Consider the following 17,416-nt stretch of genomic DNA (forward strand, 5'->3'; position numbering starts at 1 on the left):
GGGCGTGTCCCCAGCTTTCGCACCGAGCCAAGCGGTTGGGGACACGCCGCAAGGGCATGTCCCCGTCAGCAGTCACCCCAGCTCCACCACCTCCTCGAACGTCCGCAGGCCCGGGCGCTGGGCGCAGACCAGCACCGCCATGTTCCCGGGCAGGTGCTGGTTGGCCAGCATCTTCTCGTGGGCGGCGGGGATCTGGTCCCAGGGGAAGACCTCGGACAGGCAGGGGTCCACCCGGCGGTCGATGACCAGCTGGTTGGCGGCGCTGGCCTGCATCAGGTTGGCGAAGTGGCTGCCCTGGACGCGCTTCTGGCGCATCCACAGGAAGCGGGCGTCCATGGTCAGGTTGAAGCCGCTGGTGCCGGCGCAGATGGCCACCATACCGCCGCGCTTCACCACGAACACCGAGACCGGGAAGGTCGACTCGCCCGGGTGCTCGAACACCAGGTCGACGTCCTTGTTGCCGGTGACCTGCCAGATGGCTTTGCCGAACTTGCGGCTCTCCTTCATGTAGTCGGCGAAGTCGGGGCCGTTGACTTTGGGCAGCTGGCCCCAGCAGTTGAATTCCTTGCGGTTCAGCACCGCCTTGGCGCCCATGCTTTTGACGAAGTCGATCTTGTCGTCGTCGCTGACCACGCCGATGGCGTTGGCCCCGGCCACGGCGGCCAGCTGCACGGCGAACACGCCCAGCCCGCCCGAGGCGCCCCAGACCAGCACGTTCTGGCCGGGCTTCAGCTCATGCGGCTTGTGGCCGAACAGCATGCGGTAGGCGGTGGCCAGGGTCAGGGTGTAGCAGGCGGCCTCTTCCCAGGTCAGGTGGCGCGGGCGCGGCATCAGCTGGCGCGACTGCACCCGGCAGAACTGGGCGAAGCTGCCGTCCGGCGTCTCGTAGCCCCAGATGCGCTGGCTGGACGAGTACATCGGGTCGCCGCCGTTGCACTCCTCGTCGTCGCCGTCGTCCTGATTGCAGTGGATGACGACCTCGTCGCCCAGCTTCCAGCGCTTGACCTTGGCGCCCACCTTCCAGACGATGCCGGAGGCGTCCGAGCCGGCGACGTGGAAGGGCTGCTTGTGGCCGTCCAGCGGGCTGATCGGCTCGCCCAGGGCGGCCCAGACGCCGTTGTAGTTGACGCCCGCGGCCATCACGAGCACCAGCACCTCGTCCTCGCCGATCTCCCAGGTGGGCACGACCTCGACCTGCATGGCGTCGGACGGCTTGCCGTGGCGCTCCTTGCGGATGGCCCAGGCGTACATGGTCTTGGGCACGTGGAAGGCCGGCGGAATCTCGCCGATCTCGTAGAGGTCCTTCAGCGCGGGCTCGGCCGTACCTTGCGTGGCGGTGCTCATCTCACTCCCCGGTCTTTTCGGCGCTGCAACACAACGCGTGATCGGCTCTCTGCGCTCCGTGGACCGTTCGGGCGGTCCATCCTTATGGGCTCCGCCGCGGAAAGGCCGCGCCGAAGCCACCAAGCTGTGACAAGCGTTTAACTCTGGCAAGCGGAAAATTGTTGCATCGCAGCATGGTTGCGCGCGAAACCATCATTCTCTTCTGATCCGCTCATCCCGGCGAATGCCGGGACCCAGATCCCATGGCGGGGTGGTGATCGGATCAGCTCAGAGCTCGTGGCGTCAGCCTCAAAGCCATTCCATCTGGGTCCCGGCATTCGCCGGGATGAGCGGAGAGGAAATGGCTCAGCTTTCCAAACCCGCGCGCATCGGCCACGTTCCCCCGATGAGCGCGATGATCCACGTCACCCGCCCCACCGGCTCGATCCTGCTGCTGGAGCTGGACGCCCCGCCGGCCAACGCCCTGGGGCTGGCCGTGCGGGCCCAGCTGGTGAAGATCCTCGACGAGATCACCGCCGACCGCGAGACCCGGGCGATCGTGCTGACCGGCCGGGGCGGGGTGTTCTGCGCCGGCGACGACCTGCGCGAGGCCCACGGCCGGTCGGCCCCCGACGCCCTGGCGGCGGTCGAGAACTTCAACCGGCTGATGGACTGGATCGAGGGCCTGCGCACGCCCACCATCGCCGCGATCGACGGCTGGTGCTTCGGCGGCGGGCTGGAGCTGGCCCTGGCCTGCGACATCCGCCTGGCCAGCGACCGGGCGGTGTTCGCCGCCTCGGGGGTCAATATCGGGCTGATGGCCTCGGTCACGCGCCTGCCCCGGCTGATCGGCGTGGCGCGGGCCAAGGCCCACCTGCTGACCGGCGCCCAGTTCGGACCCGAGCGGGCCATGGCCGATGGGATCGTCACCGCCGTCCATGCGCCCGAGCGCCTGCTGCCGGAAGCCTTCCACCTGGCCGAATGGATCGCCTCCCGCGCACCCCTGGCGGTGGAGGCCACCAAGCGGGTGGTCGACGGCCGCTCCTATGTCGAGGAGGAGCTGCCGGCCCTGGTGGCCAGCGCCGACCATCGCGAGGCGATCGCGGCCTTCATGGCCAAGCGGGCGGCGCTGTTCAAAAGGGGGTAGGGGCGACCATGCACAAGGTTGTCATCCCGGAAGCCTCGCAGAGGCTGTCCGGGACCCAGGGGGCTGGGCGAAGGGGGTGCGGTTCACCTGGGTCCCGGACAAGCGCTGCGCGCTTTCCGGGATGACACGAAGAGGGGACAAGGTTCGCGTTCCACGGTCCCACCGTATTTCCACCGGCCCGCCCCCCGGACGTGGTAGGGTGACCCCAAGGCGCTAGGACGCGCCGCCGGCGAGTGTCGGCCCGCTTGGCGGGTCGTCTCGACGCACCCCGGAAAGGGGTCGCATGACCGTCAGTCGCCACGACCAGCGCCCCTCACGGACCTGACATCGCCCCTCCGCCGCGCGCGTCGCGCCGGGCCGCCCGGCCCGGACGCCCGATCGCGCGCGTCCCGCCCTCCGAAAAGGAACGCCCCATGTCCAAAGGCAATCGCGAAGTCCGCAAGCCCAAGACCGCCAAGCCCAAGGTGATCGCCGCCGCCGCCCCGACCCTGCTGTCGACCCTGACCGCCAAGAAGAAGTAGCCCCATGAAGACCTATACCGGCACCCGCCCTCCGGGCCCCAAGGGCCTGAACGATCCCCGCTCGACCGGCAGCCAGCCTTCGCGGCCCCGGCCGATCGATCCCGACGCCCTGCGGGGGACCAAGACCTGATGGCCATGAACGACACCAAGGGCGCCGGCCTGGCCGACCGGCTGAAGACGGCCGCGGAGGCCAAGCAGGCCCTGCTCGCCAAGTTCAGGCCCAAGCCGGCCGTGGCCGATCCGCTGTTCGCCGAGCGCGGCGTCGAGGCGGCGGCCGAGCTGAAGGCCGTGCGCGCCGAGCGCCAGGCGGCCCGGACGGTCCGGAAGGCGGCCGCCGACGCGGTCGCCGCCGAAACCGCCGCCGCGGCCGGCCAACGCGCCGAGCGCAAGCGCGCCAAGGCCCCGACCGAGGCCGAGGCCAAGGACAGGCGCGACGCCCGCTACGCGGCCCGCAAGTCGCGCCAGTGAAGGCCCCCTTCTGATGGCAAGCCGCGCGCCGGTCCCGGTCTCGCCGTTCGGGTCGCAGGACTACGAACTGCTGTGCGAGAACCTGGCCACCCTGCGCGAGGCCCATATCCGCTCGCGCGACGCCCGGCCGATGCGGGTGGGCGACCTGTGCACGATGGCCCAGGACGACGAGGTCTACGAGCTGGTGGTCACCGACTTCACCGATCGCGGCGCCGAGGGCTGGAGCGTCCGCTGCCGCATCATCGAGGCGCACCGTCGATGAGCGCCCGGGGCGGACGGCGACGGCGGGCGCGGGGCGAGGGTCCCCGCCGGATCGCGCCCCAGCGCCGGATCGGCGGCCTGATCCGCTGGCAAGCCTCCCCGCGCCGGGGTAGCGCGCGGCCGGGCCTGTGGATCGCCGTGGGCGTCGCCGCCGTGCTGCTGACCCTGGCCCTGATCGCCGCCCGCACGGCCGGCTGGCTGCATTGGGGAAGCCTGCTGATCATGGTCCCGGCGGGGGTGCTGCTGGCGGTGTTCGGCACCGGACTGATCGCCCTGCTGCGCCGCGCCTTGGCGTGGCTGGCCGGGTAGGGGCGGCCCTACCTTCTCCTTTCCACCGTCATCCCGGGCCTTGTGCCCGGGACCCCTGTTTCAGCTCGCACGTGAAGCGCATTGGCGCGCCGGCGCGCCACTCATCCGCACCTGCGGCGGATAGAGGGATCCCGGGCACAAGGCCCGGGATGACGGTGGAGTATAGGTGCGTACCTCATTCAAGGTACCGGTACCTTTTTCGCTGTCCCGCACGCGCAAGCTGTGTCTAGATACCGCCCTGACACCGGTGTCGCGCCGGGATGAGACGGCCCTCCAACGGCTGCGGGACAAGGGGAAACGCATGAAGGCTTCAGCAATCGTTCCGTCGAGCCGCGCGCTCGTCCTGGCGGCGGGCCTGGCCCTGGCCCTGACGGCCGCAACCGCCCGCGCCCAGGCCCCGGCGGCCTTCCTCGACCCGTCCCTGAAGCCCGAGGCCCGCGCCGCCGCCCTGGTCTCCGCCATGACGCTGGAGGAGAAGGCTTCCCAGCTGAAGCACGCCGCCCCGGCCATCCCGCGCCTGGGCGTGCCGGCCTACAACTGGTGGAGCGAGGGGCTGCACGGCGTGGCCCGGGCCGGCGAGGCCACGGTCTTCCCGCAGGCCATCGGCATGGCCGCCACCTGGGACGTCCCGAGGATCCACGGCGTGGCCGACACCATCGCCACCGAGTTCCGCGCCAAGTACGTGGAGAAGCGCGCGCCCGACGGCGGCTCGGCCCAGTATCGCGGCCTGACCGTCTGGTCGCCCAACATCAACATCTTCCGCGATCCGCGCTGGGGCCGGGGCCAGGAGACCTGGGGCGAGGACCCCTATCTGACCGGCGAGCTGGGCGTGGCCTTCGCCACCGGCCTGCAGGGCGACGACCCGACCTATTACAAGACCGTCGCCACGGCCAAGCACTTCGCCGTCCACAGCGGCCCCGAGGCGGATCGCCATCGCGACGACATCCACCCCTCGGCCCACGACCTGGAAGACACCTACCTGCCGGCCTTCAAGGCCCTGGTCACCCGGGCCCGGGTGGAGTCGGTGATGTGCGCCTACAACGCCGTCGACGGCGCGCCGGCCTGCGCCAACACCCCGCTGCTGGCCGACCGCCTGCGGCGCGACTGGGGCTTTTCCGGCCACGTGGTGTCGGACTGCGCGGCCATCGCCGACGTCTTCCTGCCCACCTCGCACGGCTATGTGAAGACCGCCGAGCAGGCCGCGGCCGTCAGCATCAAGGCCGGCACAGACCTGTTCTGCGCCGAGTTCGGGCCGGACAAGAGCAGCGACATCGCCCCGATCGTCCAGGCGGTGAAGGACGGCCTCGTCACCGAGGCGCAGCTGGACCAGGCGGTCCGCCGCCTGTTCGTCGCCCGCCTGAAGCTGGGCCTGTTCGACCCGCCGGAGAAGGTGCCGTATTTCAAGATCACCGCCGCCCAGAACGACACGCCCGAGCACCGCGCCCTGTCGCTGGCGACGGCCCAGGCCTCGATGGTGCTGCTGAAGAACGACGGCCTGCTGCCGCTGAAGGCCGCCCCGGCGCGGATCGCGGTGGTCGGCCCCAACGCCGACAGCATCGACGCCCTGGTGGGCAACTACAACGGCACGCCGTCCAAGCCGGTCACCGTGCTGGCGGGGCTGAAGGCGCGGTTCCCGGACGCCCGGATCGACTTCGTCGAGGGCACCGGCTGGACCGCCGCCCCGCGCGAGGCCGTGCCGGACGCCGTGCTGAAGGACCTGAAGGTCGAGACCTTCCAGGGGCTGGACCTGGCCGGAACGGCCGGCGCCGCCGAGCCGGCGACCAACGCGGCGTTCAGCTGGGGCCGGCCCCAGCGGCAGGCGCGGACGACCTCGATGCGCTGGACCGGCACCCTGGTCCCGACCGAGACGGGCGTCCACCGCTTCTCGGTCAGCGGCGAGGGCGGCTACCGGGTCATCGTCGACGGCAAGACCGTGGTCGACGCCTGGACCCGGGCCAAGGATTCCGCGCCCGACGGCGAGGCGGTCCTGACCGCCGGCAAGGCCAGCCGGATCGTGGTCGAGGCCAACCAGTCGGGCGACCGGGGCGAGCTGCGCCTGCAGTGGAGCCGGCCCAGCCGCGGCGCCGACGCGGCCGTGGCCGCCGCCAAGGCCGCCGACCTGGTGGTCTTTGTCGGCGGGCTGACCGCCAGGCTGGAGGGCGAGGAGATGTCGGTGCGGGCCAAGGGCTTCGTCGGCGGCGACCGCACCAGCCTGGACCTGCCCGCCCCGCAGGAGGGCCTGCTCGAGCGCCTGCACGCCACCGGCAAGCCGGTCGTCCTTGTACTGATGAACGGTTCGGCGATGAGCGTGAACTGGGCCGACGCCCACCTGCCGGCCATCGTCGAGGCCTGGTATCCGGGCGGCGAGGGCGGCCAGGCCGTCGCCGGCCTGCTGGCGGGCGACTTCAGCCCGGCGGGCCGCTTGCCGGTCACCTTCTACCGCTCGGCCGACCAGCTGCCGGCGTTCAAGGACTACACGATGGCGGGCCGCACCTACCGCTACTTCGGCGGCGAGGCGCTGTACCCGTTCGGCTACGGCCTCAGCTACACCCGGTTCAGCTACGGCGCGCCGGTTCTGGCGCGGACGGCGGTCAAGGCGGGCGAGGACCAGGCGGTGGCGGTCGAGGTCACCAACAGCGGGGCGCGCGACGGCGACGAGGTGGTCCAGCTCTACGTCTCGCGCGACGTGGCCGGGGCGCCGGTCCGGGCGCTGAAGGGCTTCATGCGCGTCCACCTGAAGGCCGGCGAGACCAAGCACCTGGCCTTCAGGCTGGACGCGCTGGCGATGAGCACGGTCGCGGCCGACGGCTCGCGCAGCGTCCAGCCGGGACCGGTGAAGCTGTGGATCGGCGGCGGTCAGCCGGTGACCCGGCCGGGGATCGAGCGGGCGCCGGGCGCGGACGCGACGTTCACCGTGGAGGGGACGAAGGCGCTGGCGAACTAGCTCCGGCGGGGACATGCCCTTGGGCGTGTCCCCATCAGCGTCCACCGAGGCGCCGCGCTATTCCAAATGGTTGTCATCCCGGAAGCCTCGCAGAGGCTGTCCGGGACCCAGGGGACTGGGCAGATGCGGTGCGGTTCACCTGGGTCCCGGACAAGCGCTGCGCGCTTTCCGGGATGACAACCCAAGTTGGATCAGCATCCACGGCGCCAAGACTTGGGGACACGCCGCAAGGGCATGTCGCCGTCTGTCACACCACCTTCGCCAGCAACCCCAGCTCGCCCGCCTTCATCACCGCTTCCTGCCGCTTCACCACCCCCAGGCGCTTCTTGGCCGCCTCGATGTGGTGGTGCACGGTGCGGGGCGAGAGGGTCAGGATCGCGCCGATCTCCCAGTCGGTCTTGCCCCGGCTGGCCCAGTACAGGCACTGGGCCTGGCGCTCGGAGATCACCGCGTAGTCGGGCCAAGTCTCGGAGGGCTCGTCCTGCAGCTCCCAGTGCTTGAGCATGATGGTGCCGAACACCGTGGCCAGGCTCTCGACCACGGCGCGGGCGGTGGGGTCGGTGTCGGGCGCCGCGGTGGCCATGCGGATCAGCACCTCGTGGCCGGCCGGGCCGAACACCCGCACCACGTAGCCGTCGTTCATGCCGAACTCGCTGGCCTCGCCCCACATCGCCCGGGCGCGGTTGTCGCCCAGCGGCTTGGCGTCGGTCCAGGCGAAGGCGCGGGTCGATTTCTGCAGCAGCTTGATGCACGGGTCGTGGACCACGTGCCGCTCGCCCCAGTAGCGGGCGTCCCAGGCGTCGAAGTCGCGGCGGCTCAGGGTGGGCGGCTCGCGGCCCAATTGCTCGGCGTTGATCAGGGTGGCGCAGAAGCGGTCGTAGCCGAAGGCCGCGATCGCCCGGCCGAAATGCGCCTCGACCTCGTCGGGCCCCGCATAGTGCGGCGCCTTGCTGAGGAAGCTCCAGGCTTCCTGTTCGGCGGTGTTCAGCACGTGGAGATACTCAAGCCCCTCGATGGGGGTGAGCGTAGGGGATCGCACGGGGATCGGATAGGGGACAAAGACCCCGTCCCTCCCCACAAGGGGGAGGGAAGGATTATCGTTAAGCCGCCGGCTTGCGCCTAAGCCGCGCCAGCCGCCTGAGCCGCCGCCAGAACCGGGTCTTCTCCGGTTCGGGATAGGGCTGCAGGTTCTTGTAGAACTCCTCGGCGCAGGCGCGCCACGAGAAGCCTTCAGCGAACTTGCGGACGGCGACGTGGTCGATGTCCAGGCACGCCAGGCAGGCCTCGCGCAGGCCGTCGGTCTGGCCGGGGGCCAGGACGCCGGCGCCCGAGCCCGGGATGATGTCGATCGGCCCCGGGGCCGAGAACGCCGCCACCGGCACGCCGGCGGCCATGGCCTCCAGGATCACCAGGCCGAAGGTGTCCGTCAGGGACGGGAAGCAGAAGACGTCGGCGCAGGCGAAGTAGCGGCCCAGCTCCTCGCCGAACTTGGCGCCGGTGAAGACCACGTCGGGATATTTCTCGGCCAGCTCCTCGCGCTGGGGGCCGTCGCCGACGATCACCTTGGTGCCGGGCAGGTCCAGGCTGGCGAAGGCCTCGATGTTCTTCTCCACGGCCACGCGGCCGACATTGAGGAAGATCGGCCGGGCCAGGCCCTCGAACACGTCGGGCTCGCCCTCCTGGCGGGGGCGGAAGACGTCGGTGTCCACGCCCCGGGTCCAGGGCGAGATGTTGCGGAAGCCGTGGCGCACCAGCTCGTCGCGCATGGTGGGGGTGGCCACCATCAGGCGGCCCGACGGCTTGTGGAACCAGCGCATGTAGGTGTAGCCGGCCGACAGCGGCAGCGGCAGGCGGGCGGAGACGTATTCGGGGAATCGCGTGTGGTAGCTGGTCGTGAACGGCAGCTTCCACTCCAGGCAGATGCGGCGGGCGGCCAGGCCGATCGGACCCTCGGTGGCGATGTGGATCGCCTCGGGCTCGAACGACTTGAAGCGCTCCATCACCGGCTCGTAGGCGCCGATGGCCAGCTTGATCTCCGGATAGGTCGGCAGCGGAAAGGTGGGGAACTGGTCGGGGCTGACGACGTCGACCTCATGGCCCATCGCCTTCAGCTCGGCCATCACCTTGGTGAGGGTCCGAACCACGCCATTGACTTGGGGTTCCCAGGCATCGGTTGCGAGTAGTATCCGCATCAGGCGGCGGCAGGCTCCGGTATCGGGGGCTCGAGAGTGAGCGCCCGCGCCCGGTCGATCACCGACCAGGACCTAAGCTTTGACCATTCCAGTATTTCGAGCCGTCCGTCCAGATGCTCCACGAGCGCGGTGCAGCTTTCCACCCAATCGCCGTCGTTCACATAGAGCACGCCGTCGATCTCGCGCATCTCGGCCTTGTGGATGTGGCCGCAGATGACGCCGTCCACGCCGCGCCGCCGGGCTTCGTCCGCCACGGCGGCCTCGAAATTCTCGATGAACTGCAGGGCGTTCTTCACCTTGACCTTCAGGAAGGCCGACAGGCTCCAGTAGCCGAAGCCCAGCCGGCGGCGGGCCCGGTTGAGCAGGGTGTTCAGCATCAGGATGGTCCGGTACGACCAGTCGCCCAGGAAGGCCAGCCACTTGGCGTGCTGCACCACCCCGTCGAACTCGTCGCCGTGCACCACCAGGTAGCGCTTGCCGTCGGCGGCCTCGTGGATCACGTCGCGGGCCACCACCACCCCGCCGAAGTGCACGCCGCAGAAGTCGCGGACCCGGTCGTCGTGGTTGCCGGGCACGTAGATCACCTCGACGCCCTTGCGGGCCAGGCGCAGGATCTTCTGGACCACGTCGTTGTGGGCCTGGGGCCAGTACCAGCCGCTGCGCAGCTTCCAGCCGTCGATGATGTCGCCCACCAGGAACAGCTTGTCGCATTCGACGTGGCGGATGAAGTCCAGCAGCAGCTCGGCCTGGCAGCCGCGGGTGCCCAGGTGGATGTCGCTGATGAAGACCGAGCGGTAGCGGCGGATCTCGATGTCGGTGTCGGTGACCATGTGCCCCTCCAGCGGTTCAGGTCGGCGTTCGGCCTCCGGTCCCCCCGGACCAGCCGTGCCCCGATCGTCCTTGGGGCCCATGAGCCGGCGATTAAGCTGATTGCATGTCGCTTTCGTGAAACGGCGATCAGCACACGGCGCGACGCTGCGTCGCACAAGCGCCCGAAATTTCACCATTGGATAAATCTTGTTGGACAAGGCAAAGCTTTGCCAGCCCAATGCTGTTGCAGCGCAACATCGCTTTCACTAGATCAAGGGTCATGGACGCCGCTCGCCTCGCCAAGGACACGCCCAAGTCGCTGAAGACCCGGGCGCGCATTCTCGACCAGGCGATGCGTCTGATCGCCGAGATCGGCTACCACGCCGCGACCAATCCGGTGATCGCCGACGCCGCCGGCCTGACGCGCGGGGCGATGCTCTACCACTTCCCCACCCGCGAGGCCCTGGTCGAGGCGGCCGTGGCCCACGTCCAGGCCGAGCGCTCGGCCCTGTTCCGCGCCGCCGCCGACACCCTGCCCCAGGGCGGCGACGTCACCGAGCACGCGATCGACAGCTACTGGGACCTGCTGCACACCGTGCCGTTCCTGGCCTTCGCCGAGCTGGAGGCCGCCGGCCGCACCGACCCCGCCGTCCAGGCCCTGCTGGCCCCGGCCCAGGCCGAGTTCGACCGCGCCCAGGCGGGGGACCACTTCCTGAAGATCCTCCACGCGGGGGCCGGGCCGCGGTTCCAGGCGTCGCGGGACCTGGCGCGGTTCATGTTGGAGGGGCTGGCCCGGGCGTCGCTGACCTACGACAACGACGGCCGGCGCGAACGCCTGCTGATGCTGATCAAGCGGGCCACGCACATGCTGAACCGCAAGGGGGATGTGCAGGATCTTTGGCCGGACTGAGGGGGGGTGATGGGGTTGGCTTTCGTCCCATGGCCGACCTTCACTTTATTGGCTATGGGTTGACGACGAAGCCTCCGCGCGGCCGACCGAAAGCTGTTCCCCGATTTTGAATTTCCGCGAGAACGAGGGGTCAGTTTTTTCCGCCCCGCTTCCTTTTCTTTTTCAGATTGAACTCGAACTCGACGACCTGACCTTGCGGGTCGGTGACCGACATTCCCTGATATCGGTTGAAGTACGTCGCCATCGACTCAACGAGTGTCTTCATGCTCTCAAAGCAGGCTTGGACAAGCTCCTCGCAAATCTCGTTCATGGTGATCACGAAGCCGTCGAGCATCCCGTATTCCGCCCGAATACGCTCTTTCAACTCGATCGGAACAGATACGGTCGAAACGCCGTTCTCAACCCTCTCGACCGTCATCATCCGCTGAATCTCTTCTATCTTGGCGCGATACGCGGTCATAGTTTGAAGTACAGAGCGATACCTTCTTTCAATCATCGGAACGCGACTTATTAACTTATACCCCGCTACACGTCTCAAAGCCGCCATTTCATCTTGCGTGAATATCACTTCATCAGGAATATTGGCATAAGCTTGAACGTGAAGGGCAATGAATTCAGCGTTGGAAGCTCGCGCGCGGTCAGAGCCGTCCTTGAAGTGTTCAACGAATCCATGTGCGAATTCGTAGACAGCCGCAATTTTTGCATGAACTTCGACGCAATGGTCATCAGCCTTTTGCCGTTCTTCTCGCTCCTTTTGAGAATTTGTAAGCCACAAGGTGAGAACCACGGCGGCGAGCGTCGAAATGGCACCGATGCCGCCGGACACTAGATCGCCCGTGAAGTCGGATTTCTCTTCCGGCATCTTGGCGACGACAACGGTCAAGGGCTGCTGGGCTATGGCCGGCGTGACTCCCGTCTGCAACGGAACAGCCGGGGGCGGCGCCGTGCTCGCGGACACGGGTGCTGCGGTTACAGGTTTCGGTATGCTCATGGTAGCAAGCTAAACCATAAGCCGTGGCCCGCAACCTGCCCCCAACAAATTCGGGAAGCCAATGGGCCAGCCCGATGCAGTTCAATGTCCGCCTTGGGCGTCGCACAAACTTCCGGAACCTCCCCTCAGCAGAGATCACCGTCCCTTCATCCGCCTCGGCGGATGAGGCCTCACCTTAAACCCTTGGTGGATCGGAGCTCTGGCGTCTGGCCGTGTCAAGGACGGCGCGTCGCGCCGCCGCGACGCGGCCGCCAGGGGCGGTCCTTGACACGGCCAGACGCCAGAGCAGGCTCGCCTCCAAGGGTCTAAGGCGAGGCCTCGCCGCTGCGGGCGGGCGGACGAGGAGAGGCTACGGTCGGGGACATGCGCATGCGCGTGTCCCCAGGTTTCGCACGGCGCTAGGCGGTTGGGGACACGCCGCGAGGGCATGTCCCCGGCGGAGGTTCAGGGGGCTCCGGCCTTTCTCCATTTTGGAACCGTCATCCTCGGACTTGTTCCGAGGACCCCTCTGTCGGCGGGTTTGCCGGTTGAGGGGAGACCGCGGCCTCACCGCTCCACGGATCATCCTTCTTCGCGGCTGAAGCAGGGGTCCTCGGAACAAGTCCGAGGATGACGGTGGAGAGGGAGGGCGCGGAGCGTAAGGGGCCGGCCCCCCTAGTCCTCGATCGCCTCCTCCCCCTGCGCTTCCAGCCGCGCCAGGCCGGCCTTCATCGCTTCCAGCTGCTCCGCCGAGTGCCCCGTCCAGCCCGTGACCTCGCCGAGGATCCGCAGCGGGTCGCGCGTACGGAAGGACTGGCTCGGATTGCCGGGGAACTTCTTGTCGGTGAGGTTGGGGTCGTTCTCCAGCGGGCCGGTCGGCTCGACCACGTAGATGCGGCCCGGCGCGTCGCCCTGGGCCAGTTCCGCGCCCCAGGCGGCCGCGTCCAGGGTGGCGCTGACATAGGCGAAGGCCGCGGGCTGTCGCCGGCCGAAGTTGGAGGCGTGGCCGGGGGCGATCAGGTCGTGGCCCTTCAGGTCGGCCTTGGTGCCGTGGAAGAAAGCCTGGACGAACGGGGTGGCTGCGGTGGTCATCGATCGGGGCCCTTCTGAGATCGGGAACGGAGGTTCCCGCCAGGGCGCCACAGACTGCGCATAAATCGACGGCCGCCAATTCTTGAACTTGGGTTTTTCAGCCCCAGATCAGTACCAGGCGAGGGGCTCACGGCCGTCCGCGCCGTCCCCCCTTCAGCTTCTCCAGCGCCCGGCGCGTATGCTCGGCTTGAGCCGCCATTGGGGCCGCCACCGGCGCCAGGGCCGCGTTCAGCGGCTCCAGCGACAGGTCGGCGGTCGCCTTCACGGCCTTGGCTGGGGCCGCGCGTGGCGTCGGTTCCAGCAGGGCCACCTTGCGGCCCATGACGGCGATCGCGCCGATGGCCTTGGCCCGGTCGAGGGCCTGGCGGATCTCGGTGGGATCGACGCTGCGTTCGATGATGGCCCAGGCGGCGTCCAGCGCGTCCATGAGCTTGGTCTGCAGGGCCTGGCGCCAGGCGATGGCCGGGGACAGGGGCGGAGCGGGGGTGTGTTGGGTCTGGTTCATGCCGATAGGATGCGCCCGCCCCGGAGGGTGGGGATCGGAAACGTGCGTTTTCGTGTAGGGCGTTGATTTCGTTGAGGGCGGGTTTGGAATTTGTGGGGATAGAGCTCGGGGACATGCACGCGTGCGTGTCCCCATCGTGGGCGCGGCGGTTCTCGTTCTGACCCTCGAGCATCCGTTGGGGACACGCGCAAGCGCATGTCCCCGGCCCGCGCGGGACTCCGCCTTCAGTCCCCGACCCCTGTGGATAACTTCCGCGCCTAGGCCTTCAGCGCCTTGGGCAGCACCTGGGCGAAATAGTCGAGCTCGGCCGGGCTGGCCGTGCCCACGCGGATCCAGGTCGGGTGGCGGGGGCTGTCGAACACCCGCACCTCGACGCCCAGGCCGGCCAGGGTCTTCTGGAACGCCAGGTTCGGCCGGCCGCAGTCCACGAACACATAGGTGCCGTGCGAGGGCAGCCAGGTCAGGCCGTTGGCGCGGCAGATCGCGTAGATCTTCTCGCGGCAGCCCTCCAGATAGGCCTTGGTCCCGGCCAGGTAGGCGGGGTCGCCGTAGCAGGCCAGGGCGGCGGCCAGGCCGGGGCGGCCCTTGTGGGTGGGGATCAGGCCTTTCAGCTGCTTGATCCGCTCCGGCTGGGCGATCACGAAGCCGACGCGCAGGCCGGCCATGCCGTAGACCTTGGAGAAGGTGCGAGCCACGACCACGTCGTGGCCGCCGCGCACCAGATCGACCATCGAGCACCGGACCGGATCGGGGCTGATCTCGATATAGGCTTCGTCGACGATCACCGGGCAGGTCCTGGCGGTCTCGACGCAGAAGGCGCGCAAGCGCTCCGGGTCCAGCAGCAGGCCGGTCGGGTTGTTGGGATTGCAGACGTAGACGGCCCCGGCCCCGGCCTTCCTCGCGCCCAGGGCGGCGAGGTCGATCTGGTTGTCGGCCGCCAGCGGGACCCAGTCCAGTTTGGCGCCCTGGCGCTCGGCGTAGAGCAGGGGCGTGGCGTAGCTGGGCTGGGGCGAGACGATCGGGCCCGCCTTGGCGAACGCCGTCGACAGCAGCGACAGGGCCTCCAGCGAGCCGTTGCACAGGCCCACCCGGTCGGGCGAGACGCCTTCCCGTTTCGCGATGGCGGCCACCAGCGGCGGCTCCAGCTCCCAGGCGTAGTAGGCGGCCTCTTCGACGGCCTTCAGCGCCGCCTTCCGGGCCGCGAGGCCGGGGCCGTAGGGGTTCTCGGTGACGCCCAGATGGGCGCGGATGGCGGGCGGGGCGGTCGGATCGACCGAGGTCTCGGCGGCGGCGGCCAACAGGGGAGCCAGCGCCGTTCCGCCGGTCAGGACCGCCAATGCGCTTCGCCGCGTCGTGTCCATCTCTCGATCCCGATACTTGTTGTCATCCCGGACAAGCGCTGCGCGCTTTCCGGGATGACAAAGTTGAAGCGCGGAAGGCAATCGAGCAGCGGACCGTGACAGGATCAACCGCTCTGGATCGGCAGGGCCGTCGTGAACTTGATCTGCTCCATCGCGAAGCTGGACGAGACGTCGGTGAGCGGCGCGGTGGCGATCAGGCGGCGGTAGAAGCGGTCGTAGGCGGCGATGTCGCGGACCACGACCTTGAGCAGGTAGTCGACGTCGCCGCTCATCCGGTAGAACTCGACCACCTCGGGCAGGGCCTTGGCGCCGGCGGCGAAGCTCGACAACCATTCTTCGTCGTGGCGGCCGGTCTTGACCGCCACGAACACGGTCAGGGGCAGGTCCAGGGCGTCGCGGTCGATCAGGGCGACCCGGGCGGTGATCACGCCGGACTCCTGCAGCCGCTTGACCCGTTTCCAGCACGGCGTCTGCGACAGGCCCACCCGTTCGGCCAGTTCGGCGATGGGCACGGTGGCGTCCTGCTGCAGGATGGCAAGCAGGCGGCGGTCGATCTGGTCCAGCGGGATCATTCTCTGTGCGGGCCTCGAAGGAGAATGGAATTCTCCTTGGTTACCGCGAAGCCGCAAGTTCGACCATGTCATTCTCGCGAACCAAGCCATCATGGAACGACGTTCCCCATAGCTGCGAAAAGCGCCATGCTCGACCTCTTCACCCGCCACCCGCGTTCGGTCGACGAGACCTATGCCGAGCACATGGGCGTGGCCTGGAGCTTCGCCTTCCCGATGCTGCTGGGCGGCGCGGCCTGCTTCGTCCACGGGATCTTCCCGTTCCTGTTCGAGACCACCGGCAGCCGCTGCGTGAAGACGCTGTACACGCGCATCGCCAACCGGGGCCGCAAGTCGGCCGGAACCGAAGTCCCGAACTGGGCGGCGTTCGACGCGGTGATCTGATCTGCCCTGACGGGGACATGCCCTTGCGGCGTGTCCCCAGCTTTCGCACCGAGCCAAGCGGTTGGGGACACGCCGCAAGCGCATGTCCCCACTTGTGAGCGGTCACCACACAAGCTTGTCAGAATCCGTCGTCGGCGGAGCAAATTCTCCCCCTTGGCGGCGGCGAGCCGCTGGCCCAAGGTCCGGCCCGAGAGTCGGGAGGACTGAATGAGCTTCTGGAACCGCCGCAAGGCGATCGACACCGCCGGCGGCGACGCCGGCCACGCCCTGAAGAAGACCCTGAGCTGGTACCACCTGGTGGCCCTGGGCGTCGGGGCCGTCGTCGGCACCGGCATCTACACCCTGGTGGGCGACGGCGCCGGCATGGCCGGTCCCGGCGTGATGCTGTCGTTCCTGATCGCGGGCCTGGTCTGCGCCTGCGCGGCCCTGTGCTACGCCGAGCTGTCGACCATGATCCCGACCTCGGGCAGCGCCTACACCTACAGCTACGTGGCCATGGGAGAACCGGTCGCCTGGTTCGTGGGCTGGAGCCTGATCCTCGAATACACCCTGGTCTGCGCCGCCGTGGCGGTGGGCTGGTCCGACCACGCCGCCGGCCTGTTCCGCATGGCGGGCCTGCCGGAGTTCCTGCTGTTCGGCCCGCACCACACCTTCGCCGACGGCACCCACGGCCTGATCAACCTGCCGGCCGTGATCATCTCCATGGCCGTGGCCGGGCTGCTGTCGCTGGGCACCCGCGAGAGCGCGACCGTCAGCATGGTCCTGGTGGTGATCAAGATCTCGGCCCTGATCCTGTTCATCGCCCTGGCCCTGCCGGCCTTCAACGCCGGCCACTTCACGCCCTTCATGCCCAACGGCTTCGGCGCCCACACGCTTCCCGGCGCCGATGAGGCCAAGGTCGGGGTGATGGCCGCGGCCAGCGTGATCTTCTTCGCCTTCTACGGCTTCGACGCGGTCTCGACCGCCGCCGAGGAGACCAAGGATCCCAAGCGCGACCTGACGATCGGCATCGTCGGCTCGATGCTGGCCTGTTCGGTGATCTACATGGTGGTCGCGGCCGCCGCGATCGGCGCCTCGCCCACCGAGGTCTTCTCCAAGGTCGGCGCGCCGCTGGTCTTCATCCTGCAGAGCCTGGGTCATCCGGCCATGGCCCAGGTGGTGGCCCTGGCCGCCGTGGTCGCCCTGCCGACCGTCATCCTGGCTTTCATGTACGGTCAAAGCCGCATCTTCTTCGTGATGTCCCGCGACGGCCTGCTGCCCCCGGCCCTGTCGCGGGTGAACGCCAGGACCGGCACCCCGGTGATCATGACGCTGCTGACCGGCGTCCTGGCGGCGGGCATTTCGGGCCTGCTGTCGCTGAAGGAGATCGCCTCCCTGGCCAACGCCGGCACCCTGGCCGCCTTCATCGCCGTGGGCCTGTCGGTGATCATCCTGCGGGTGCGCGACCCGAGCCGTCCGCGGGTGTTCGCCACGCCGCTGTGGCAATTGGTGGCGCCCGGCGCCATCCTCGGCTGTCTCTACCTGTTCTACAGCCTGCCTTCGAAGACCCAGCGCTACTTCCTGTACGCCCATGTGATCGGGGCGGCCGTGTACTTCCTGTACGGGGTGCGACGCAGCGCCCTGGCGCGGGCCGAGGCCGGAAAGGTGTAG

Annotated in this window: 18 protein-coding genes; 9 read left to right on the forward strand and 9 right to left on the reverse strand. The window is 68.9% G+C overall.

All coding sequences use genetic code 11. The features are described from left to right. Window positions 1–72: 72 nt before the first annotated feature. The gene (gene ccrA, locus WAE60_RS21800) at window positions 73–1,344 is read right to left on the reverse strand and encodes a crotonyl-CoA carboxylase/reductase (RefSeq protein ID WP_337688735.1); all 1,272 of its coding nucleotides are present in this window, start codon (window positions 1,342–1,344) and stop codon (window positions 73–75) included. A gap of 394 nt (window positions 1,345–1,738) precedes the next feature. Between ccrA and WAE60_RS21805 the strand changes: the two genes are divergently transcribed. From WAE60_RS21805 to WAE60_RS21830, 6 genes are all read left to right on the forward strand, one after another. Then, window positions 1,739–2,470, forward strand: a complete 732-nt coding sequence (locus WAE60_RS21805) for an enoyl-CoA hydratase/isomerase family protein (RefSeq protein WP_029911226.1) — start codon at window positions 1,739–1,741, stop codon at window positions 2,468–2,470. 525 nt (window positions 2,471–2,995) lie between these two features. Beyond that, the gene (locus tag WAE60_RS21810; protein WP_156035696.1) at window positions 2,996–3,121 is read left to right on the forward strand and encodes a hypothetical protein; all 126 of its coding nucleotides are present in this window, start codon (window positions 2,996–2,998) and stop codon (window positions 3,119–3,121) included. A 5-nt stretch (window positions 3,122–3,126) separates the two neighbouring features. Beyond that, entirely contained in the window at window positions 3,127–3,459 is a 333-nt protein-coding gene (locus tag WAE60_RS21815) for a DUF6481 family protein (protein ID WP_029911228.1), read from the forward strand. 13 nt (window positions 3,460–3,472) lie between these two features. Then, window positions 3,473–3,721 carry a hypothetical protein gene (locus tag WAE60_RS21820; protein WP_337688738.1) on the forward strand — a complete coding sequence of 83 codons (249 nt, stop codon included), beginning with the start codon at window positions 3,473–3,475 and terminating at the stop codon, window positions 3,719–3,721. After that, window positions 3,718–4,029 (forward strand): hypothetical protein, encoded by a 312-nt coding sequence (locus WAE60_RS21825; RefSeq protein WP_337688740.1) that lies wholly within the window; start codon window positions 3,718–3,720, stop codon window positions 4,027–4,029. Before WAE60_RS21820 ends, WAE60_RS21825 begins: the two co-directional genes overlap by 4 nt. A gap of 301 nt (window positions 4,030–4,330) precedes the next feature. Next, window positions 4,331–6,973, forward strand: coding sequence for a glycoside hydrolase family 3 C-terminal domain-containing protein (locus tag WAE60_RS21830; RefSeq protein WP_337688742.1), 2,643 nt, complete (start codon window positions 4,331–4,333; stop codon window positions 6,971–6,973). A 247-nt stretch (window positions 6,974–7,220) separates the two neighbouring features. On the opposite strand, the gene WAE60_RS21835 is transcribed toward WAE60_RS21830, so the two are convergent. The 3 genes from WAE60_RS21835 to WAE60_RS21845 form a co-directional block, all read right to left on the reverse strand. After that, entirely contained in the window at window positions 7,221–7,964 is a 744-nt protein-coding gene (locus WAE60_RS21835; RefSeq protein ID WP_337688744.1) for a LuxR family transcriptional regulator, read from the reverse strand. A 109-nt stretch (window positions 7,965–8,073) separates the two neighbouring features. After that, entirely contained in the window at window positions 8,074–9,165 is a 1,092-nt protein-coding gene (locus WAE60_RS21840; protein WP_029911241.1) for a glycosyltransferase family 1 protein, read from the reverse strand. Then, entirely contained in the window at window positions 9,165–9,995 is an 831-nt protein-coding gene (locus tag WAE60_RS21845; RefSeq protein ID WP_337688746.1) for a UDP-2,3-diacylglucosamine diphosphatase, read from the reverse strand. Before WAE60_RS21845 ends, WAE60_RS21840 begins: the two co-directional genes overlap by 1 nt. Before the next feature lie 260 nt (window positions 9,996–10,255). On the opposite strand from WAE60_RS21845, the gene WAE60_RS21850 reads away from it, so the two are divergent. Continuing rightward, complete coding sequence (locus WAE60_RS21850) at window positions 10,256–10,885, forward strand: TetR/AcrR family transcriptional regulator (RefSeq protein ID WP_029911246.1); 630 nt, start codon at window positions 10,256–10,258, stop codon at window positions 10,883–10,885. Window positions 10,886–11,015: 130 nt separating this feature from the next. Here WAE60_RS21850 and WAE60_RS21855 read toward each other — a convergent pair whose 3' ends face one another. The 5 genes from WAE60_RS21855 to WAE60_RS21875 form a co-directional block, all read right to left on the reverse strand. After that, entirely contained in the window at window positions 11,016–11,876 is an 861-nt protein-coding gene (locus WAE60_RS21855; RefSeq protein ID WP_156035698.1) for a hypothetical protein, read from the reverse strand. Between the two features lie 654 nt (window positions 11,877–12,530). Then, on the reverse strand, window positions 12,531–12,947 hold the full coding sequence (gene arr / locus WAE60_RS21860; protein WP_337688747.1) for an NAD(+)--rifampin ADP-ribosyltransferase: 417 nt from the start codon (window positions 12,945–12,947) through the stop codon (window positions 12,531–12,533). Between the two features lie 127 nt (window positions 12,948–13,074). After that, entirely contained in the window at window positions 13,075–13,452 is a 378-nt protein-coding gene (locus tag WAE60_RS21865) for a hypothetical protein (RefSeq protein WP_337688748.1), read from the reverse strand. A gap of 257 nt (window positions 13,453–13,709) precedes the next feature. Continuing rightward, entirely contained in the window at window positions 13,710–14,813 is a 1,104-nt protein-coding gene (locus WAE60_RS21870) for an aminotransferase class I/II-fold pyridoxal phosphate-dependent enzyme (RefSeq protein ID WP_337688750.1), read from the reverse strand. Between the two features lie 104 nt (window positions 14,814–14,917). Continuing rightward, complete coding sequence (locus WAE60_RS21875; protein WP_337688751.1) at window positions 14,918–15,385, reverse strand: Lrp/AsnC family transcriptional regulator; 468 nt, start codon at window positions 15,383–15,385, stop codon at window positions 14,918–14,920. A gap of 126 nt (window positions 15,386–15,511) precedes the next feature. Between WAE60_RS21875 and WAE60_RS21880 the strand changes: the two genes are divergently transcribed. Both WAE60_RS21880 and WAE60_RS21885 read left to right on the forward strand, forming a co-directional pair. After that, the gene (locus WAE60_RS21880; RefSeq protein WP_029911262.1) at window positions 15,512–15,766 is read left to right on the forward strand and encodes a DUF6356 family protein; all 255 of its coding nucleotides are present in this window, start codon (window positions 15,512–15,514) and stop codon (window positions 15,764–15,766) included. Between the two features lie 207 nt (window positions 15,767–15,973). Next, window positions 15,974–17,416 (forward strand): amino acid permease, encoded by a 1,443-nt coding sequence (locus tag WAE60_RS21885; protein WP_029911267.1) that lies wholly within the window; start codon window positions 15,974–15,976, stop codon window positions 17,414–17,416.

It is taken from the genome of Caulobacter sp. CCG-8, assembly GCF_037402475.1.
Classification (GTDB): domain Bacteria; phylum Pseudomonadota; class Alphaproteobacteria; order Caulobacterales; family Caulobacteraceae; genus Caulobacter.